Raw genomic sequence first — 19,306 nt, forward strand, 5'->3', positions numbered from 1 at the left:
TCCTGCCGGTTGCCTAGCCGATGCCGGGCGGCGCCGAAACCGCTTTTCGCTTCTCTTGCCAAGAGTTGCGCGCCCGTGCAGTCTGCGGCCGAAAGGAAAAACTTATGCTTTTGATTGGCCAGTTTGACAGCCCCTTTGTCCGCCGCGTCGGGATTGCGCTCAGGATTTACGGCATGGCTTTCGAACACAGCCCCTTTTCGGTGATGGGCGATGGCGACAAATTCGCTCATCTCAACCCATTGAAGCGGGTGCCGACTTTGGTGCTCAACGATGGTGAAGTGCTGATCGAAAGCGGGGCGATCCTCGATTATCTCGACGAAGCCTATGGCCGCGACAAGGCGCTGATCGCCGCCTCCGGCCCAGCCCGCCGCGCAGCACTGAAACGCATTGCCACGGCGACAGCGGTAGCCGACAAGGCGGTGGCCTATTTCTACACGCGCAGGTTCGGCGGCGAGGTCGATCCGTTTTTCACCCAGCGCAGCGAGGCGCAAATCCGCGACGGCATGGCCGCGTTAAACGCGCAATGCGCCGCGCGCGATGGCGACTGGTGGCATGGCGATGCGCCGGGCCATGATGACATCGCCGTGGCCGTGGTCGCGCGTTTTGTGTCCGAGGCCTATGGCTGGCTGGTGTCGCTGGCAGACTATCCGGCCCTTGCTGCCCACAGCGCCCGCGCCGAGGGCCGCCCTGAATTTCAGGCGATCCAGCAGGAATTCATCCCGCCAAGCTGATAAGAAAAGGCCGGGATTTAACCCCGGCCCCGATATTTATTCCACCGTGATATGCAGCGCGCCATCGCCCTCGTCGATGTCCACCGTGCTGCCATCGGGCACCTCGCCACCCAGCAACTTTTCGGCCAGCGGGTCCTGCAAATAGCGCTGGACCGCGCGCTTCAAAGGCCGCGCGCCATAGACCGGATCATAACCCACCCGGCCCAGCCAGCGCTTGGCTGCCTCGGTCATGGCCAGCGTGATCTTGCGATCTTTCAGCAGCTTTTGCACCCGCGCGACCTGAATATCGACGATGGGCGCCATATGCTCGTGGCCCAGCCGGTGGAAGAGGATGATCTCATCCAGACGGTTGAGGAATTCGGGCCGGAAATGGCTGCGCACCACCTCCATCACCTGCGGCTCGACGCTTTCCACATCGCCGCCCTCGGGCAGATTCGCCAGATACTGGCTGCCCAAGTTCGACGTCAGGATGATCAGCGTGTTGGTGAAATCCACCACGCGGCCCTGCCCATCGGTCAGGCGGCCATCGTCGAGCACCTGCAACAGCACATTGAACACATCGCTGTGGGCCTTCTCTACCTCGTCGAACAGCACGACCTGATAGGGCCGCCGCCGCACCGCCTCGGTCAGCACACCGCCTTCGTCATAGCCGACATAGCCCGGAGGGGCGCCGATCAGACGCGAGACGGCGTGCTTCTCCATGAACTCGCTCATGTCGATGCGCACCATCGCGCTGTCATCGTCAAACAGAAACCCGGCCAGCGCCTTGGTCAGCTCGGTCTTGCCCACACCCGTCGGGCCAAGGAAGAGGAAGCTGCCCAGCGGGCGGTTGGGGTCCTGCAAACCGGCGCGGGCGCGGCGAACGGCCTTGGACACGGCCACGACCGCATCGCGTTGCCCGATCACGCGCTGGCCGATCACCTCTTCCATGCGCAGCAGCTTTTCCCGCTCGCCTTCCAGCATGCGGTCGACCGGCACGCCGGTCCATTTGCTGACCACGCCGGCAATGTCATCGGCGGTCACTTCCTCGCGCAGCATGGCGTTTTGCGCCTGCGACTGCGCCTCGGAAAGCTGACGCTCCAGATCGGGGATGCGGCCATAGGACAGTTCACCCGCACGGGCCAGATCGCCCTTGCGCTGGGCCTGCTCCAGCTCGATGCGCGCAGCGTCCAGCGCTTCCTTGATCTTGCCCTCGGCGGCGATCTTGTCGCGCTCATTCTGCCAGCGGGTGGTCAGCTCGGCCGACTTCTGCTCGGCATTGGCCAGTTCCTCGCGCAGAGCGGCCAACCGATCCTTCGATGCCTGATCGCTCTCCTTGGCCAGCGCCATTTCCTCGATCTTGAGCTGGATGATCCGCCGGTCGAGGTTTTCGATCTCCTCCGGCTTGCTCTCCACCTCCATGCGGATGCGGCTTGCGGCCTCATCCATCAGGTCGATCGCCTTGTCGGGCAGGAAACGGTCGGCAATGTAGCGATTCGACAGCGTGGCTGCCGCAACAATCGCATTGTCCGCGATACGCACGCCATGGTGCAGCTCGTATTTCTCCTTCAGACCGCGCAGGATCGAGATCGTGTCCTCCACCGTCGGCTCGCCCACGAAAACGGGCTGGAACCGGCGCTGCAAGGCAGGGTCCTTCTCGACATATTTCTGGTATTCATCCAGCGTGGTTGCGCCGATGCAGTGCAATTCGCCGCGCGCCAGAGCGGGCTTGAGCAGATTGCCCGCATCCATCGCGCCTTCGCTCTTGCCCGCGCCGATCAGCGTATGCATCTCGTCGATGAACAGGATGATCTCACCCTCGGCGCCCTTCACCTCGTCCAGAACCGCCTTGAGGCGCTCCTCAAACTCGCCGCGATATTTGGCGCCCGCGATCAGGCTGCCCATGTCGAGCGCCATCAGGCGGCGATGCTTGAGGCTGTCGGGCACATCGCCATTGGCAATGCGCAGCGCGAGGCCCTCAGCAATCGCGGTCTTGCCCACGCCCGGTTCGCCGATCAGCGCAGGGTTGTTCTTGGTGCGGCGGGCCAGGATCTGCACCGTGCGGCGGATTTCCTCGTCGCGCCCGATCACGGGGTCGAGCTTGCCGTCCTTGGCAGCCTGAGTCAGATCGCGGGCATATTTCTTCATCGCGTCATAGGCGTTTTCGGCCCCCGCGCTGTCCGCCGTGCGCCCGCCGCGCAGGGCCGTGATCGCGGCCTCCAGCGCCTGAGGCGTGACATTGGCGGCCTTCAGCGCCTGCCCCGCCGCCGTGGTCGTGGCCAGAGCCAGCGCGACCAGAATGCGTTCGACCGTGACGAAACTGTCGCCCGATTTGGTGGCGATCTGCTCGGCGCTGTCCAGCACGCGCACAGCGTCATTGTCGAGGCCCGGCTGGGCCTGCGCGCCCGACCCCGACACCGCCGGGATCTTGGCCAAGGCCTTGTCCAGCTCGGCGCTGGCGATGGCGGGATTGCCGCCCGCGCGTTGCAGCAGCCCGCTGGCCATGCCCTCGCTGTCCTCCAGCAGGGCCTTCAAAATATGTTCCGCCGTGATGCGCTGATGGTTCAGGCGGATCGCCAGGGTTTGCGAGGCTTGCAGGAAACCCTTGGCGCGGTCAGTAAACTTTTCGAGGTTCATGGGGTCGGTTCCTCCGTTGCCTCACAAGGTAGTGTGACAAAATCGCCACACAAGCCCTTGCAACAAGAATTTACCGCCCCATGTTTCCCGGTTCTTTGATCCCGAGCAATCCGCTTATTTCGCAGCCTTCGCCGCGCCCGAGGCATAAGTATCGCCAAAGAAATCGCCCTTGAACCACAGCGGCGGCGTATCGCCATCGGCCATGGCGCGGGTGATGCGATAATTGGCCTCGGCAAAGCGGGCGCCCGCGCGCCAGTCCCACGCCTGATTCATATCGTCACCCGGCTGGTGATAGGTCTTGGCCAGAAACGCCTCATTGGCCGCCGCCCCGCCATTGGCATAGCCGGTGGCAAGGAACACCGCAGGCACACCCTTGCGCACAAAGCGATAGTGGTCCGAGCGCACAAAGATCGTTTCAGCCGGAATCGGATCGGGAGAGAGGCTCACCTGCATCGGCTTGACCGCCGCCGCGACAATCGGCCCCAGCGTCGAATGGTCCGCGCCATAGGCCACCACATCGGTAAACGGATAGAGCAGAACCGGCATGTCCAGATCGACATTGCCGACAATGCTGGCAGCCGGAACGGTGGGATGGTTGGCGTAATAATCGGCACCCAGCAGGCCCTTTTCCTCCGCCGTCGAAATCAGGAACACCACCGAGCGGCGAGGGCCTTTCTTATCCTCGGACAGCACGCGGGCGACCTCCAGCGTGGTCGCGCTGCCTGCGGCATTGTCCATCGCGCCATTGTAAATGCGGTCCTTATCCGGCGCATCGCCCGGCTTGGCCACACCCACGCCAAGGTGATCGAGATGGCCCGAGAGCACCACGGTCTGATCCTTCAGATCGCCGCCGGGCAACATGGCCACGATGTTCGGGCTGGTCACGCGCTCGGACTTGCTGCTGACGAAAGCGCGCAAAGAGGTCTTGAGTTCAAAGCCCTTGGGCCGCCCGCCGACCTTGTCCGCCTCGGCGCGGATCTGGGCCAGTGTGCGGGGCGCCCCGGCAAGCAGGGCGGCGGCGGCCTCGTCGCTGATCGATCCGGCCATGCGGATGCCGGGCGCCGCCTCATTGGCCTTGCCGTCCTCGCCCACCCAGGCATAGCTGGGATAGAAGGCATATTGCAGCGCCCGCTCCCACGGCCGCGCCCGCGCGGAGATGTTAGTGGCCAGCGTGATCACGCCGATTGCGCCATGGGCCTGCGCCATCTGCGCCTTGGTGGCCGAGAGATGCGCGCCCTCCTCGCTGGCCATGCCCGCCGGATAGCCGCGCAGGACGACCACAATCTTGCCCTTGACGTCCAGCCCCTTGTAATCGTCGATGCCCAGCAGAGCATTGTCGACACCATAGCCGACGAAGACCAGCGGCGCGGTGATATCCAGCTTCGGCTCATTGGCGCTGGCCGAAATCATCACCTGCTTGCCATGTTCAAAGATAATCTTACCCTTGGGGCCGGTGATCTCCATCCCCGCCGGACCATCGGCATAGGAGGTCTTTTGAAAGGTGATGCGCTGAAGCCAGCCGCGCTTGCCGTCCGGGCCGATGTCGCCCATCGGCGTCAGGCCCAGCGAGGCGAAACGCTGCGCCACGAAACGGGCGGCAATCTCATGCCCCCTGCTGCCCACATCGCGCCCTTCGAGCAGGTCGTCGGCCAGAAAGGCAATGTCGGAGCGGATGCGCTGGGCCGAAAAACGCGGATCGAGCGGCAGGTCGGCTTCGGCGCGGGTCGGGCCTTCGGGCTTGACCACAAGCTTGGCGGCAACCGGCGTCCCGGCCTCTTCATACATAGCCTCGGTGGCCTCTACCGATTCAATGGCATGGGCCGGGCTGATCATCATCAGCGCGGGGATCAGACAGGCGGAAAACTTGGCAACAGAGGGCATGTATCTCTCTTTTACGGAAACTGACATGCATGTCAGCATAGGCAAGATTTCGCCGCAGGCAAGCACCCCGCCCGACTGCAACAAACATGAGAAAATTGTGAAATAAATTCAAGCTGAACAATCAGAAATTAACCCTCAGCCACCGATACAGCCCCGGTCGAACTGTTTAACGGCCTGTGCTGGAGAAATACGAGGATGCCGGTTCTTTCCCTATATCGCCCCGCTCTGCTTGCGGCGTCCGGGCTGATCGCTTTGTCGGCCACACCGGCCATGGCGGGCGCCCCGCATATCGGCTGGGAAAACCCGGAATTGTCGATCTATGGCGGCCCGGTCATCACCTATGAAAGCTTGACCCTGTCGGACACCGCCGTATCGCAGGGCCTTACGACCCATGGCATGTCCTATGGCGGGCTGGTCGGCATGGATTCGCGCACGGGCGAACGCAGCCGCGTGGGCCTCGAAGCGGAACTGAGCGGATCGACCGCATCGTGGAGCGAGACGCAAGCAGGCGTGGGCACCGCGCGCATCGGCCTTGGCCGCGACTTCTTCATCGGCGGCAAGCTGGGCTATATGCTGGCCCCGCGCCTCTATGCCTATGCCAAGGCGGGCTATACCAACCTTTTGGTAACGGCCGATTTCACCGACACCACCGGCTTCAGAACCCATGGCAGCTTCAGCAATTCAGGCTGGCGCGGCGGAGCGGGGCTGGAATATTTCCTTTCGAAAAACGCCCGCCTGCGCGTCGAATATCGCTATTCGTCCTATGGCGACCTGAGCATCAACGGGGTCAAGACCGGCCTCACGCTCGACAAGCATCAGGTGGCCACCAGCATGACCTACGGCTTCTGATCGATCTCTCCGGCCTGACGCGCGGTTCATCCTTGCGACAGGCCGGGGATGAAACTACCCATGGTGCATTCCATTGACGGGAAACACCATGCGACACCAGATTTCCGCGCCGCTGCTGGCACTTACCCTCGCCCTCTCCGCCCAGCCCGCCCTCGCCCAGACCCCATCGACCACGCCTTTGGCCGAACTGGTGAAGAAGGTCGATATTCCCTATGAGAGCTTCAAGCTGGCCAATGGGCTGACGGTTCTGGTCCATACCGACCGTAAGGCGCCGATCATCGGCGTCACCACCTATTTCCGCGTCGGGTCCAAGCATGAGCCGCGCGGCAAGACCGGCTTTGCCCATCTCTACGAACATCTCTTCTTTGGCGGCAGCGAGAATGTCGCCAATTTCGACGTGCCGCTTGAAGCCGCCGGTTCGACCAGCACCAATGGCAGCACATGGTATGACCGCACCAATTATGTCGAAACCGTGCCGACCGGCGCGCTGCCGCTGGCGCTGTTCCTCGAAAGCGACCGCATGGGGCACCTGCTGGGCGCGGTGACGCAGGACAAGCTGGATAAGCAGCGCGGCGTGGTGCAAAATGAAAAGCGGCAGGGCGACAATCAGCCCTATGGCCTCTTGCGCTATGCCGAAACCGACGGCCTGTTCCCCATCGGCCACCCCTATCGGCATCAGACCATCGGCTCGATGGCCGACCTTGATGCGGCCAGCCTTTCAGACGTGCGCCATTGGTTCACCGATCACTATGGGCCGAACAATGCCGTGCTGGTGCTGACGGGCGATATTGACGCGGCCAGCGCGCGGCCTCTGGTGGAAAAGTATTTTGGCGACATTCCGGCCGGGCCGGTGGTGAAACCGGTTGTGGCCGGGCCGGTGACGCTCAAGGCCCCCAAGCGGGTCGAGATGCAGGACAAGGTAGCCACAACGCGGATCATGCGGATCTGGTCCGGGCCGGGCCTGAATGACAAGGATGCCGCCGCGCTGGATATGGGCATGAGCGTGCTGGGCGGGCTTGCCTCCTCACGGCTCGACAATGCGCTGGTGCGGGGCAAGCAGGTGGCTGTGTCGGTCAGCGCCGATTTCGAGACGCATGAACAGGTCAGCTTCCTTGAAATCTCGATGGATGTGAAGCCGGGGGTGCCGCGTGCGAAGGCCGAGGCGGCGCTGGACGCGGAAATCGCGCGCTTCCTGGCCACCGGGCCCAATGCCGATGAGGTGAAGCGCGCGGCGACCCGTTCAGTCTCGGCGGAAATCGGCGCTTTAGAGGTGGTCGGCGGCTTTGGCGGCAAGGGCTCGACACTGGCCGAGGGGCTGATGTATTCGGGCGATCCGGCGCAGTATAAGAAGGATCTGGCCGAGCTGGCCGCGCTGACGCCCGCAGCGATCAAGGCGGCTACGGTACGCTGGATGAAGCGGCCTGTGCTGGCGATTGCCGTGACGCCGGGCGAGCGCAAGCAGAAGGGCGAATTGCTGGGCGGATGGGGCGATGAGGCCACGCGCCCCGCGCCCAAGCCCGATGCCAAGGCCCCCGTGCCCCCCGTGCCGCAATCGCCCCCGCGCGCCACGCCCGAGGTGGCCCCGGTGGGCGAGCTGGCCTTTCCTTCGGTTGAACATGCCACGCTGTCGAACGGGATGCCGGTGACTTTGGCGCGGCGCACGGCGGTGCCCAAGGTGCTGGTCAGCATCGGTTTTGACGCAGGGATCGCCGCCGATTCGCAGAACACGCCCGGCACGCAGGGGCTGATGCTGTCCATGCTGAAGGAAGGCACGGTCAAGGACGCCACCGGCGGCGTGAACCGCAGCGCGGTACAGGTGCTGGAGGAGGAAGAGCGGCTGGGTGCGAGCATCGAGACGGGCAGCAGTCTGGACACGAGTTCGATCACGCTCTCGGCGCTCTCGACCAATCTGGCGCCCTCGCTCTCGCTGATGACGGACGTGCTGCTGCACCCCGCCTTCGCCCCCACCGAGGTCGCGCGGGTCAAGGATCAGCGTCTGGCCGCGCTGGCCCAGACCATGGCCAATCCGCGCGGGGTGGCGCTGCGGGCGATCAATCCGCTGCTGTTCGGGCCGAACCATCCCTATGGCCATGCCTCCGACGGGCTGGGCAATGCGGCCTCGCTCAAGGCGCTGACCTCGCAGGATCTGCGCGCCGCGCATGACCAGTGGCTGCGCCCCGATCTGGCCCGCGTGACGGTGGTGGGCGACATCACGATGGCCGAATTGCTGCCCCGTCTGGAGGCAGCGCTGGGCGTATGGAAAGCGCCAAGCGCCGCCAAGCCGGTCAAGGCGCTGAACGCCGCGCTGCCCACCGTGCGCCCGCGCATCGTGCTGATCGACCGGCCCGGTTCGCCCCAGTCGATGATCGTGGCGGGCAAAGTGCTGCCCGTCGACGGGCGGGCGCCGGGGCAGGAAGCGCTTGATCTGGCCAATGAAGTGCTGGGCGGCGGGTTCCTCTCGCGCCTCAACCTCGACATCCGCGAGGAAAAGGCATGGTCCTACGGCGTCTCCACCGCCGTGCGCCAGCCTCTGGGTGCGCGCAGCATGATCCTCTTCGCACCCGTCCAGACCGACCGCACCGGCGATTCAATCAAGGCGATGATCGCCGACATGAAGGCATTTCCCGGCGCAAAACCCGTCACCGCCGAGGAATTGCAGCGCGTGACCGACGGCAATATCCGCGGCCTGCCCAACAAGTTTGAAACCAACGGGCAGGTGTTGGGCGCGATTGCCGCCAATGAGCGGCTGGGGCGCCCGGATGACTATTACCGCAAGCTGCCCGCGCTCTATCGCAGCATCGACGCCAAGGCGCTTGAGGCCAAGGCGGCGGAATATCTGCAACCCGAAGGCCTGACCTTCGTCGTCGTGGGCGACAAGGCCAAGGTCGAGGCGCAGTTGAAGGATGTGGGGTTGCCGGTGGAGGTGTCGGGGGCAAAGTAAGTTTGCCTCCGGCGGGCAAAGGGACTCGGTCCCTTTGCAATCCCATTATGGGGTAGCGCCTCGGTTTGGCCGGGGCGCTGCTTCGCGAAGCATTTAAAAAAGCCTGCGGCGCCAGCTAATCTGCGCCGCAGGCTTTTTTCAATTCAAACGCTGCACCATTCAACCTCGGTCGAACTTACAGCGCAACGCATACAGTATCGGGATTGTTAAGGGCCAAGGCCCTTAACCCGCCGGAGGCAAACTTACCCCCTTGCTTTACCCAGCCAAAGCCTTCTTCAGCAGCTCGTTGATGATCTGCGGATTGGCCTTGCCCTGCATCGCCTTCATGGTCTGACCGACGAAGAAGCCGAAGAGGGCCTCCTTGCCGCCGCGATACTGCTCGACCTTGTCGGCGTTCTTGGTCAGGATTTCGGCGATCACCGCCTCGATCGCGCCGGTGTCGGAGTTCTGCTTCAACCCTTCGCGCTCAACGATCACACCGGCTGCGTCGCCGGTTTCCAGCATCTTTTCCAGCACCTGCTTGGCAATGGAGCCGGAGATCGTGCCATTGCCCACCAGCGCGAGCAGTTCGGCCGCGCCTTCGGGCGAAATCGGGCTGGTCGAGAGATCCTTGCCCAGCTTGTTCAAAGCCCCGAAGAATTCCGACAGCAGCCAGTTGGCCGCCTGCTTGGCCACATCGGCCTCAGGCTTGTTCTGGGCCGACGCCGTGGCCGCCAGCAGCGCCTCAAACCAGCGCGCCGTATCGACATCCGTGGTCAACACGGTGGCGTTATAATCCGACAGGCCAAGGCCATCGACATAGCGCGCCCGCTTGGCATCGGGCAGTTCGGGCAAGGACGCGCGGCATTCCTCAAGGAAGGCATCGTCGAGCACCAGCGGCAACAGGTCGGGATCGGGGAAGTAGCGATAGTCATGCGCATCTTCCTTCGAGCGCATCGAACGCGTCTCGTTCTTGTCCGGATCGTAGAGGCGCGTTTCCTGCACCACCTTGCCCCCGTCCTCGATCAGCGCGACCTGACGCTTGGCCTCGGATTCCACCACCGCCATAACGAAGCGCACCGAATTGACGTTCTTCGTTTCCGTGCGCGTGCCGAATTCATCGCCCGGACGACGCACCGAAACGTTGACATCCGCGCGCATCGAGCCCTGATCCATATTGCCGTCGCACGAACCCACGTAACGGACAATCTGGCGCAGCTTGGACAGATAGGCCCCAGCTTCTGCGGGCGAACGCATATCGGGGCGGCTGACGATTTCCATCAGCGCCACGCCCGAACGGTTCAGGTCGACATAGGACATGGTCGGGTGCTGATCATGCATCAGTTTCCCTGCGTCCTGCTCGACATGGATACGCTCGATGCCGATGACCTTGGGCTCGGGGATCCCCGCCTTCTCATCCGCCTCAATGGTCAGCGATCCCTCGCCCACCAGCGGATGATAGAGCTGGCTGATCTGATAGCCCTGCGGAAGGTCGGCATAGAAGTAGTTCTTGCGGTCAAACCGCGACCACTTGTTGATCGCCGCCTCAATCGCCATGCCGGTGCGCACCGCCTGACGGATGCATTCCATGTTCGGCACGGGCAACATGCCGGGCATCGCGGCATCAACCAGCGATACCTGCGAATTCGGCTCGGCGCCAAAGGCCGTGGCGCTCCCCGAAAACAGCTTGGCGTTGCTGGTGACCTGCGCATGGACTTCAAGGCCGATCACGACCTCCCATTCGCCCGTTGCGCCCTGAATACGATAGCTGCTCATCTTACCACCACTTTTCCGGCTTGGCCGAGAACTGCGCCCTCTGTTCGATGGCAAGGCCCGCGTTCAGCACGCCCTGTTCATCAAAAGGCCGCCCAATGATCTGAAGCCCCAGCGGCAGACCGTCCGAGGACAGGCCCGCAGGCACGCTCATCGCGGGCAGGCCCGCCAGCGAAGCCGGCACCGAGAACACGTCGCCCAGATAGAGATCGAGCGGATTGCTCTTTTCGCCCAGCGCGAAGGCAGGCGTCGGCGCGGTCGGCGCAAGGATCACGTCGCATTGCTTGAAGGCTTCTTCAAAATCGCGCGAGATCAGCGTGCGGACCTTCTGCGCCTGCGTGTAATAGGCGTCATAGAAACCGGCCGAGAGCACATAGGTGCCGATCAGGATGCGGCGCTTGACCTCGGCCCCGAAACCGGCGGCGCGGGTGGCGGCATACATGTCCTGCAGGTTCGCACCATCGGGCAGATCGCGCAGACCGTAACGCACACCATCATAACGCGCGAGGTTCGAGGAAGCCTCGGCAGGCGCGATGATGTAATAGGTGGCCAGCGCATATTTGGAATGCGGCAACGAGATGTCCACCACCTCGGCCCCGGCATCCTTGAGCCATGCGATGCCATCATCCCAAGCCTTCGCCACATCGGCGTTCAGGCCCTCGATGCGATATTCGCGCGGAATACCCACCTTCTTGACCTTCAGATCCGCGTTCAGCAGAGCCGACCAATCAGGAACCGGCATGTCCAGCGAGGTCGCATCCTTGGGATCGAACCCGGCCATCGCTTCAAGCATCAGCGCACAATCGGCCACATCATGCGCCATCGGCCCGGCCTGATCGAGCGACGAGGCAAACGCCACGATGCCCCAGCGCGAGCAGCGGCCATAGGTCGGCTTGATACCCGAAATGCCGGTGAAGGCCGCAGGCTGACGGATCGAGCCGCCGGTGTCGGTGCCGGTCGCCGCCGGGCACAGCCGGGCCGCCACCGCCGCCGAGGAGCCGCCCGAAGAACCGCCCGCCGTCAGCGCCGCCGTGTCGCCCTTGCGGCGCCAGGGGCTGATCGCGGGGCCAAAGGCGCTGCTCTCATTGCTCGAACCCATCGCGAACTGGTCAAGGTTAAGCTTGCCCAACATGCCCGCGCCCGCGTCCCACAGCTTTTGCGAAACGGTCGATTCATACTGCGGCGTAAAGCCTTCGAGAATCTTCGACGCCGCCGAAGTCTGCACGCCCTTGGTGGCGAACAGGTCCTTCATGCCGATGGGCACGCCCGCCAGCTTGCCAAGTTCCTTGCCCGCCGAGCGGTCGGCATCGACCTTTGCGGCCGCGCTCAGCGCCGCCTCGGGCGTGGTCACGATAAAGGCGTTCAACGCCTCCTGCGCATCGGCCACGGCGGCGTTGAATGCCTGCGCCACTTCAACAGCGGTGAATTCGCCCTTGGCCACACCATCGCGGATCGCGATCAGGCCCAGATCGGTCAAACCAGTCATTATTCAATCACCTTGGGCACGCCGAAAAATCCATGCTCGGCAGCGGGCGCATTGGCCAGCACCGCATCGCGAATGCCGCCGCCCGTCAACGGATCGGCATTCACCACATCCGCGCGCAGGCGCAGCGTATTGGGGATCACGGCCGTCATCGGCTCAACCCCTTCGACATTCACCTCGCCCAATTGTTCCACCCAATTGAGGATGCCATTGAGTTCAGGAACCATCGCTTCCAACTCGCCTTCGCTCACCTTGATGCGGGCAAGACTGGCGATCCGGGCCACTGTGGCGGTATCGACCGACATGCAACAACCTTTGCCGTTAAAACCGGGCCGGATCATCCGGCCCATAACAAAGCGAGGGGCAGCCTGCCACCTGTGGCACCCGCCCCTCGCGCTTATTCAAACGCTAGCACCGCCTATGCGGCGCTTCAAGCAAGGCGCTTTACTGAGCGCCCGGAACCGCCGGAGCCTCTGCGGCCGGAGCTTCCGCACCCGGAGCACCGCCCTGCGCGCGCGACATGCGTTCCATCATGCGCTGCTGCATTTCCAGCTCGGCGCGGTTGCGGAAATCGATCACTTCCAGCTCGAACGTCAGGTTCGAATTGGCCGGGATCGGCCCCGCGCCCTTGTCGCCATAGGCCAGCTTGGCCGGGATCTTGACCAGATACTTGCCGCCGCGCTGCGTCTGAGCCAGCGCCTTGGCGAAACCGGGGATCGTGCCCTGCATCTGCATCACGACATTCTTGTTCTGGTCGAACACGGTGCCATTATCCAGCTTGCCGACATAATTGACCATCACCAGATCGGCCACGGTCGGATTGGGGCCTTCGCCGGCCTTGAGCGTCTTGACGCCCACCAGCGGCGGCCGCGCGGCCACGGCAACGGTCCCGCCCACCAGCACGGCCACCAGCGTGCCAAGCCAGATTTTCGAAACCGAACCCTTGCTCAACGGCTGAAGGGGAACGCGGGTGATCTCGGTCATGGTGCAATCCTGTCCTATGCGATCAATGGCCGGATACGGCCCAAACACTTGGCCGCCTCCCTACAGCCGCGCCATGGTCTGTGCAAGCGCAACACAGGTCTTAAAGACCACGAATTTGCCGAAGAACGCCCGGACAGCGCACAGCAAAAAGCCCGCCGACCATGGCCATCTTTTCAGACAGCCGGGCCAGCGGGCTTTTTGATTCGGTCAGTGAAGACCGAAAGACGCCTTACTTGGCGCCGTCACGCTCGGCGCGCTTGCGCTCCAGCTTACGGGCGCGACGCACAGCGGCGGCCTTTTCGCGAGCACGCTTTTCCGAGGGCTTTTCATAGTGGCGACGCAGCTTCATCTCGCGGTACACCCCCTCGCGCTGCAACTTCTTCTTGAGAGCGCGCAGGGCCTGATCGACATTGTTTTCGCGGACGAGAATCTGCATAAAAAGAACCACCTCAAATATCTGTCGGCCAGAGCCCCACCCAGTCTCGATCGAGCGGGGGTTCACCCAAGGGATTTCAACGAATCTTGCGCCGAATCCCTGAGGGGTCGGCTGGATTTGCGGCCCGCTAGCAGAGTCGCGGGCCAAAGGCAAGCTGCCATCGACCGAAACGTGACTCGCCAACCAAGGCGCGCGGCGGCTCTAAAGCCTATAAACAGCAGGATGACAACACCCCTGCCCGCATTTTATGGAACAGGCCCGCGCCGCCAAGGCGCCCCCGGACTATACGCAAGCCCCGCCATAAGCTAGGGGGCGGCCTATGAGTCATGAAACATCTTCCAATCAGGTCCGCCAATTTGTCGTCGGTCGCGATGACGACGGCATTCGTCTGGACCGCTGGTTCAAGCGCCACCTGCCCCAGATCGGCTTTGCCACGATCAGCCGCTGGGCCCGCACCGGCCAGATCCGCATCGACGGCAAGCGCGCCGCCCCCGAAGACCGCGTGGCCAAGGGCCAGACCCTGCGCGTGCCGCCCGGCGACAGCATCGTGGGGATCGGCGGCGGAAAAGGCGTGCGCGCCCGCAAGCCTTTGACCGAAGCGCAGCTCGAACTGGCCGATTCCATCGTGCTGCACCGCGACCCCAGCGCCATCGTCATCAACAAGCCCCCCGGTCTGGCCACTCAGGGCGGCAGCGGCACGTTCGAGCATGTCGACGGCCTGCTCGACGCCTATGCCAATGGCGGCCCCCGCCCGCGCCTTGTCCACCGTTTGGACAAGGACACGTCGGGCGTGCTGCTGGTCGCCGCCACGCCGGGCAGCGCGGCTTTCTTCTCCAAGCGCTTTTCCGGGCGCACGGCCAAGAAAGTCTATTGGGCGCTGGTGGTTGGTGTGCCATCCATCGACGAAGGGCTGATCGACCTGCCTTTGGCCAAGCAGCCCGGTTCGGGCGGCGAAAAGATGATGGTCGATCAATCCGAACAGGGCCAGCCCTCCAAAAGCCGGTATCGCGTGATCGACCGCGCGGGCAATCGCTGCTGCTGGGTCGAGCTGCAACCGCTGACGGGGCGCACCCATCAGTTGCGCGTGCATATGGCCGCGATCGGCCACCCGATTGTGGGCGATGGCAAATATGGCGGCCCGGACGCGTTCCTTTCGGGCAGCATCAGCCGCAAGCTGCACCTGCATGCCCGCCGCCTGATTATCGAGCATCCCGATGGCACGCCGCTGGATGTCGAGGCGCCCCTGCCCGATCATATGGCGGCCAGCCTTGCGCAATTGGGTTTTGAGGAATCCGAGGGCGAATATATCCCCGATCCCAGCCGCGATATGTCGCGCGAGGAAAAGAAGACAGCGGCCAAGGCCCATGCCAAGGACTACCGCAAGGAGCGCAAGGGCGAACGCCGCGGTCGCGCCGATACGGGCCGCACGCGCAACGATTCGCACAAGGGCGATTCGCGCCGCCCCGATGCCCGCAAGAGCGATTCGCGCAAAGGCCCCGGCGCCCGTACCGAAGCCCCGCGCAAATCCGGCCCGAAAAAAGGTCTGGGCAGCAAGCCCAGCGCCAAGCCCACCGGCCCGCGTCCCGTCGGCAAACCTGCTGGCAAGCCCGCCGGTAAGCCCGCAGGCCGTTCCACCGGGAGGCCGCCCGCACCGCGAGGTCAGCGTTAATGCATCCCAATCCCGCCTTTCGTCAGGGCGACCGCGCGCTGTTTGAACGGCTGATCGGCGGGATCGGCTTTGCCATGATCTTTGCCACCACGCCCGATGGGCCGCGCGTGGCGCATGTGCCGCTGGTTTCGACCGGCGATGGCGCGGTGCAGTTCCATCTGGCGCGCGGCAATGCGCTCGCGCGTCATATGGACGGCATGGTGGCGCTGGCGGTGGTCAATGGGCCGGACGCCTATGTCTCGCCTCGTTGGTACGGTGACGATCCCAATCAGGTGCCGACATGGAACTATGTCGCACTTGAAATGGAGGGGCCGGTGCGCCGGATGGACCGCGACGGGCTATATGGCCTGTTGGAGGCCCTGTCCGCGCAGGAGGAGGCCAAATTGCCGCCGCCCGCATGGACGATGGAGAAATCCGATCCGGCCTATATCGACAAGCTGATGGGCGCGATTGTCGGCTTTGAGATGGAGGTGCAGGCATGGCGCCCGACCTTCAAACTCTCGCAGAACAAGAGCCCGCAGCTGCGCGAACAGGTCGCCGCCGGGCTGGAAGAAGCCGGGAGCCATGCGATGGCGGCGATCATGCGGGGTCTGGTATGACACAGCCTATTGCGACCCGACTGGCCGTGTTCGATTGCGATGGCACGCTGGTCGATGGCCAGCATGACATTCAGGCCGCGATGGTCGACGCTTTCCGCGCCCAGAGCCTGACGCCCCCCTCGCGCGAGGCGGTGCGCCAGATCGTCGGGCTCAGCCTGCCGGTGGCCATGCGTCGCCTGCGCCCCGATCTTGAGACAGAGCAACAGGCCGCGCTGGTCGAGGAATATAAATACGCCTATCGCAGCGCGCGCGATCAGGGGCGGATCGGCGAGCCTTTGTATGACGGCATCCGGGGGCTGCTCGACGGGTTGCGCAGCGATGGCTGGGCGATGGCAGTGGCCACGGGCAAAAGTGATCGCGGGCTGACGCATTGTCTGGCGATGCACGGCCTGTCCGATCATTTCGTCTCGCTGCAGACCGCCGACCGCCATCCGTCCAAGCCCCATCCCGCCATGCTGGAAGCCGCCCTGTTTGAAGCCGCCGCCATGCCGCAGGACAGCGTGATGATCGGCGACACCAGCTTTGACATGGCCATGGCGCGCAGCGCGGGCGTGCGTGCGCTGGGCGTGGCATGGGGATACCACAGCGTGGCGCAATTGATGGCCGCGGGCGCCGATGCGGTCGCGCGCGATCCGGAGCACTTGCGGGAGTTACTGGGATGAGCATGGACGCGGAAATGCTGGCCAAGGCGCGGTTCAAGCGGTTGAACGTGGTGCGCTTTGTCGGCGTGCTGGTGGCGATGGTGGGCGCGGCGATCATGGCGGGCAAGGTTGACCTGCCGCGTCTGGTCGGCCTGCTGGTCCTGCTGGGCGGGATCTATTACGCGCTGATCTTTCCCAGCCGGTTGGTGAAGCGCTGGAAGAAGCAAGACGGGGCGTAATGAAGCGGTTTTACAAGGAAGTATCGGTCGCCGGGCAAGAAAACGTCTGGCAGGTGACGCTGGACGGGCGCGCGATTCGGACGGTGGGCGGACAGCCGCAAAAGGTGCCGACCAAGGCTCTGGCCGAGGCGCTGGCTGCCGAATGGGCGGCGCAAGGGGAAGAGATCGACCCCACCAGTTTTATCCTGCGCGATATGGCCGATTATGCGCTGGACGTGGTCGGGCGCGACCGGGCCGAGGCCATCGCTTCGCTGCTGCCCTATGCCGAAACCGACACGCTGTGCTATCGTGCCGATCCGGAAGACGCGCTGTTTGAGCGCCAGAACGAGGTGTGGGAGCCGATCCTGTGCGCCGTCGAGGCCCGGCTGGGCATCCGGATGCAGCGCGTAAGCGGGATCATGCACAAGCCCCAACCTGCGGAAAGCCTCGCTGTTCTGCGCGCCCGGCTGGAAAGCGCGGATGCCTTTACGCTGGCGGCGCTGCGTAACATGTCCAGTCTGGCGGCATCACTGCTGATCGCTCTGGAAGCCCTGGAACCGGGAGCCGATATCGCCGCGCTCTGGGCCGCCGCCAGCCTTGAGGAAGAATGGCAGGCCGACCTCTGGGGCCGCGACTGGGAGGCCGAAGAGCGCCGCGAGAAGCGGACGAAGGCCTTTGCTTTGTCGGCGGAGTTTGTTGGGATGGTGCGGGGCTAAAGAATTGGCCTCCGGCGGGCAAAGGGACTTGTCCCTTTGCAATCCCGATACTGTCGATGTTGCGGGATGGGGGCACCCTCACGCGAAGGGGAAGCCGATATTTAAAGCCTGCGGCGCCCATCAGCGCCATTTCGCCGCGCCGCAGGCTTTACAAACATGGCATGCAACGCGCCTTGGCGAACTAAACGCAACCCCATAGTGGGATTGCAAAGGGCCCCCGCCCTTTGCCCGCCGGAGGCATCTTAACGCCCCCTCACCCAACCCAATCGGCAACCTCCGCCGCCAACTTGTCCGACATCCGCCCCAATGCCTCGGCCACAGCTTCCGGCTTGGGCGCAACGCCCTTTTCCACCGCCTCGAACCGGCGCTGGGCCAGCGTGCCGTCCAGCTTGGTCAGCAGCGCGTCATAGCGGATCACGGCCGAGCGGGTGCGGTCGTCATAGCCCATGAAGATCAGACGCCCGCCAAGGTGCTGCCCGGCCTGCGCGCCATCTTCGCTATCGATCAGCACGAGGCGAATGCCGCGCGCCCGGATCACCTCGGCGATATGGTTGCGCAGCAGGCGCGCGGGGCGCTCGCTCCACAGACCTTCCTTCATATAGGCAATCGAGCTGTCATTGACCCGCACCGCGATCCGGGTCAAACCAAGCGCGCGCTCGGTATCCGGTTCGGACACGGCCAGAGTGGTGATGGGCGTGGCCGTAACCAACGCTCCGGCGGGGGCGGCCACCGGCGGCAGAGTGAAGAGCTGACGCGGCGGCTTGCCCCCCTCGCCCACCTTGACGCAGCCGCCCAGCAGCAACACCGCGATCACAACAGCGCGCTTCTTCATGGATGATACGCGCCTCTTCATGGGTGATACTCCGGCAGCTTGGGTGGCGAGAGCGCGGCGGCGGCGCCCTGATTATCGATCTTTTCGGTCAGTTCGCGCAGGGCCCGGCTCGCCGCACGCAATTCGCGCACCGCGCCCTCGGCCTGCGGCAACGTTTCCTCGCGCACGCGGCGGATCGCCGGGTCGGTCTGACCCAGCGTGGATTTGAGCGCATCGGCCGCGCCCTGCGCCGAACGCAGCGTCTGGTTCAACTGGGCAACCACCGTATTGCCATTGCCGTCAAGCTGGCCATTGAAAGTGGCGGTCAGCTTTTGGAACTCGGCCATCGAATCCTTGGCCTGCACCAGCGCAGCGTCAAGGTCGGTCACCACCTGCTTCAACTGGGGCGAGGCATCGGCCAGATTGGCGGTCATCCGATTGGTGTTGGCCAGAATGCCCTCGATATTCTTCTGGTTCTTGTCCGACAGCAGATTGGACAGCTTGTCGGTCAGCGTGCCAATGCGTTCGAGCAATTGCGGCGCGCTGGAGAGCAGATCGCCAAGGCCCGACAATTTGGTCGGGATCACCGGCGCGCCATCGGGGCCAATGGCGGTGATCGGCGGCTGACCGGGCTTGCCGCCCGCCAATTGGACATTGGAAACGCCGGTAAAGCTGCCCTGAATGGTGGCCGTCGTGCCTTGCAGAACAGGGATTTCGCGGCTGATGGCGATGCGCACACGCACCACGCTGGGGTCTTCGGGCGACAGTTCGATCTCGGTGATCTGGCCTGCGGGCACGCCCTTGTAATTGACCTGCGTCCCCTTGGCCAAACCATCGACTGACTGGCGGAAATAGATATCATAGGGCTTGCGTTCATGGCGCGAGAGATGCGCCAGCCACAGCGCAAAGCCCGCCGCCATGGCCAGCAAGATCAGCGTTACCGCCCCTACCCAGATATGATTGGCGCGTGTTTCCATCG

17 protein-coding genes are annotated in these 19,306 nt (G+C 64.0%); 8 read left to right on the forward strand and 9 right to left on the reverse strand.

What is annotated here, in order from left to right:
• The first annotated feature begins 104 nt into the window (after positions 1-104).
• Positions 105-731 (forward strand): glutathione S-transferase family protein, encoded by a 627-nt coding sequence (locus GGR38_RS00740; RefSeq protein ID WP_183621718.1) that lies wholly within the window; start codon positions 105-107, stop codon positions 729-731.
• A 36-nt stretch (positions 732-767) separates the two neighbouring features.
• On the opposite strand, the gene clpB is transcribed toward GGR38_RS00740, so the two are convergent.
• Entirely contained in the window at positions 768-3,347 is a 2,580-nt protein-coding gene (gene clpB, locus GGR38_RS00745; protein ID WP_183621720.1) for an ATP-dependent chaperone ClpB, read from the reverse strand.
• Between the two features lie 114 nt (positions 3,348-3,461).
• Positions 3,462-5,228, reverse strand: coding sequence for a M28 family metallopeptidase (locus tag GGR38_RS00750; protein ID WP_246404156.1), 1,767 nt, complete (start codon positions 5,226-5,228; stop codon positions 3,462-3,464).
• 195 nt (positions 5,229-5,423) lie between these two features.
• Here GGR38_RS00750 and GGR38_RS00755 point away from each other — a divergent pair, with 195 nt between their 5' ends.
• Together GGR38_RS00755 and GGR38_RS00760 are read left to right on the forward strand one after the other, a co-directional pair.
• A complete protein-coding gene (locus GGR38_RS00755; protein ID WP_183621722.1) occupies positions 5,424-6,077 on the forward strand; it encodes an outer membrane protein in 654 nt (217 codons plus the stop codon).
• Positions 6,078-6,165: 88 nt separating this feature from the next.
• On the forward strand, positions 6,166-9,018 hold the full coding sequence (locus tag GGR38_RS00760) for a M16 family metallopeptidase (protein WP_183621723.1): 2,853 nt from the start codon (positions 6,166-6,168) through the stop codon (positions 9,016-9,018).
• A 255-nt stretch (positions 9,019-9,273) separates the two neighbouring features.
• On the opposite strand, the gene gatB is transcribed toward GGR38_RS00760, so the two are convergent.
• The 5 genes from gatB to rpsU all read right to left on the reverse strand — a co-directional run bounded on the left by gatB (position 9,274) and on the right by rpsU (position 13,673).
• A complete protein-coding gene (gene gatB, locus GGR38_RS00765; RefSeq protein WP_183621725.1) occupies positions 9,274-10,773 on the reverse strand; it encodes an Asp-tRNA(Asn)/Glu-tRNA(Gln) amidotransferase subunit GatB in 1,500 nt (499 codons plus the stop codon).
• Between the two features lies 1 nt (position 10,774).
• Entirely contained in the window at positions 10,775-12,256 is a 1,482-nt protein-coding gene (gene gatA, locus GGR38_RS00770; RefSeq protein WP_183621726.1) for an Asp-tRNA(Asn)/Glu-tRNA(Gln) amidotransferase subunit GatA, read from the reverse strand.
• Positions 12,256-12,558 (reverse strand): Asp-tRNA(Asn)/Glu-tRNA(Gln) amidotransferase subunit GatC, encoded by a 303-nt coding sequence (gene gatC, locus GGR38_RS00775; RefSeq protein ID WP_168603735.1) that lies wholly within the window; start codon positions 12,556-12,558, stop codon positions 12,256-12,258. Before gatC ends, gatA begins: the two co-directional genes overlap by 1 nt.
• 139 nt (positions 12,559-12,697) lie before the next feature.
• Positions 12,698-13,237, reverse strand: a complete 540-nt coding sequence (locus tag GGR38_RS00780) for an FKBP-type peptidyl-prolyl cis-trans isomerase (RefSeq protein ID WP_172341064.1) — start codon at positions 13,235-13,237, stop codon at positions 12,698-12,700.
• Positions 13,238-13,466: 229 nt separating this feature from the next.
• Positions 13,467-13,673, reverse strand: coding sequence for a 30S ribosomal protein S21 (rpsU, locus tag GGR38_RS00785; RefSeq protein WP_168603737.1), 207 nt, complete (start codon positions 13,671-13,673; stop codon positions 13,467-13,469).
• 319 nt (positions 13,674-13,992) lie between these two features.
• Between rpsU and GGR38_RS00790 the strand changes: the two genes are divergently transcribed.
• From GGR38_RS00790 to GGR38_RS00810, 5 genes are read left to right on the forward strand one after another with little or no spacing between them, the layout of a single operon-like run.
• A complete protein-coding gene (locus tag GGR38_RS00790) occupies positions 13,993-15,342 on the forward strand; it encodes an RluA family pseudouridine synthase (RefSeq protein ID WP_183621728.1) in 1,350 nt (449 codons plus the stop codon).
• The gene (locus GGR38_RS00795; protein WP_183621730.1) at positions 15,342-15,941 is read left to right on the forward strand and encodes an FMN-binding negative transcriptional regulator; all 600 of its coding nucleotides are present in this window, start codon (positions 15,342-15,344) and stop codon (positions 15,939-15,941) included. Before GGR38_RS00790 ends, GGR38_RS00795 begins: the two co-directional genes overlap by 1 nt.
• Positions 15,938-16,603 (forward strand): HAD-IA family hydrolase, encoded by a 666-nt coding sequence (locus GGR38_RS00800; protein ID WP_183621769.1) that lies wholly within the window; start codon positions 15,938-15,940, stop codon positions 16,601-16,603. The genes GGR38_RS00795 and GGR38_RS00800 overlap by 4 nt, the downstream gene beginning before the upstream one ends.
• Complete coding sequence (locus GGR38_RS00805; RefSeq protein WP_172341060.1) at positions 16,600-16,821, forward strand: hypothetical protein; 222 nt, start codon at positions 16,600-16,602, stop codon at positions 16,819-16,821. Before GGR38_RS00800 ends, GGR38_RS00805 begins: the two co-directional genes overlap by 4 nt.
• Entirely contained in the window at positions 16,821-17,516 is a 696-nt protein-coding gene (locus GGR38_RS00810) for an ATP12 family chaperone protein (RefSeq protein WP_183621771.1), read from the forward strand. Before GGR38_RS00805 ends, GGR38_RS00810 begins: the two co-directional genes overlap by 1 nt.
• 253 nt (positions 17,517-17,769) lie before the next feature.
• Here the strand turns inward: GGR38_RS00810 and GGR38_RS00815 are convergent, their stop codons facing one another.
• The gene (locus GGR38_RS00815) at positions 17,770-18,348 is read right to left on the reverse strand and encodes an ABC-type transport auxiliary lipoprotein family protein (protein ID WP_183621773.1); all 579 of its coding nucleotides are present in this window, start codon (positions 18,346-18,348) and stop codon (positions 17,770-17,772) included.
• Positions 18,349-18,365: 17 nt separating this feature from the next.
• Complete coding sequence (locus GGR38_RS00820; protein WP_183621776.1) at positions 18,366-19,304, reverse strand: MlaD family protein; 939 nt, start codon at positions 19,302-19,304, stop codon at positions 18,366-18,368.
• Positions 19,305-19,306: the final 2 nt, after the last annotated feature.

Origin of the sequence: Novosphingobium sediminicola, assembly GCF_014196525.1 — a bacterium.
Taxonomy (GTDB): Bacteria; Pseudomonadota; Alphaproteobacteria; order Sphingomonadales; family Sphingomonadaceae; genus Novosphingobium; species Novosphingobium sediminicola.

Excerpts from the sequence above, each read along its gene's own strand:
- GGR38_RS00740 (WP_183621718.1), top strand. The coding sequence starts at position 105 with ATGCTTTTGATTGGCCAGTTTGACAGCCCCTTTGTCCGCCGCGTCGGG.
- clpB (WP_183621720.1), bottom strand. The coding sequence starts at position 3,347 with ATGAACCTCGAAAAGTTTACTGACCGCGCCAAGGGTTTCCTGCAAGCC.
- GGR38_RS00750 (WP_246404156.1), bottom strand. The coding sequence starts at position 5,228 with ATGCCCTCTGTTGCCAAGTTTTCCGCCTGTCTGATCCCCGCGCTGATG.
- GGR38_RS00755 (WP_183621722.1), top strand. The coding sequence starts at position 5,424 with ATGCCGGTTCTTTCCCTATATCGCCCCGCTCTGCTTGCGGCGTCCGGG.
- GGR38_RS00760 (WP_183621723.1), top strand. The coding sequence starts at position 6,166 with ATGCGACACCAGATTTCCGCGCCGCTGCTGGCACTTACCCTCGCCCTC.
- gatB (WP_183621725.1), bottom strand. The coding sequence starts at position 10,773 with ATGAGCAGCTATCGTATTCAGGGCGCAACGGGCGAATGGGAGGTCGTG.
- gatA (WP_183621726.1), bottom strand. The coding sequence starts at position 12,256 with ATGACTGGTTTGACCGATCTGGGCCTGATCGCGATCCGCGATGGTGTG.
- gatC (WP_168603735.1), bottom strand. The coding sequence starts at position 12,558 with ATGTCGGTCGATACCGCCACAGTGGCCCGGATCGCCAGTCTTGCCCGC.
- GGR38_RS00780 (WP_172341064.1), bottom strand. The coding sequence starts at position 13,237 with ATGACCGAGATCACCCGCGTTCCCCTTCAGCCGTTGAGCAAGGGTTCG.
- rpsU (WP_168603737.1), bottom strand. The coding sequence starts at position 13,673 with ATGCAGATTCTCGTCCGCGAAAACAATGTCGATCAGGCCCTGCGCGCT.
- GGR38_RS00790 (WP_183621728.1), top strand. The coding sequence starts at position 13,993 with ATGAGTCATGAAACATCTTCCAATCAGGTCCGCCAATTTGTCGTCGGT.
- GGR38_RS00795 (WP_183621730.1), top strand. The coding sequence starts at position 15,342 with ATGCATCCCAATCCCGCCTTTCGTCAGGGCGACCGCGCGCTGTTTGAA.
- GGR38_RS00800 (WP_183621769.1), top strand. The coding sequence starts at position 15,938 with ATGACACAGCCTATTGCGACCCGACTGGCCGTGTTCGATTGCGATGGC.
- GGR38_RS00805 (WP_172341060.1), top strand. The coding sequence starts at position 16,600 with ATGAGCATGGACGCGGAAATGCTGGCCAAGGCGCGGTTCAAGCGGTTG.
- GGR38_RS00810 (WP_183621771.1), top strand. The coding sequence starts at position 16,821 with ATGAAGCGGTTTTACAAGGAAGTATCGGTCGCCGGGCAAGAAAACGTC.
- GGR38_RS00815 (WP_183621773.1), bottom strand. The coding sequence starts at position 18,348 with ATGAAGAAGCGCGCTGTTGTGATCGCGGTGTTGCTGCTGGGCGGCTGC.
- GGR38_RS00820 (WP_183621776.1), bottom strand. The coding sequence starts at position 19,304 with ATGGAAACACGCGCCAATCATATCTGGGTAGGGGCGGTAACGCTGATC.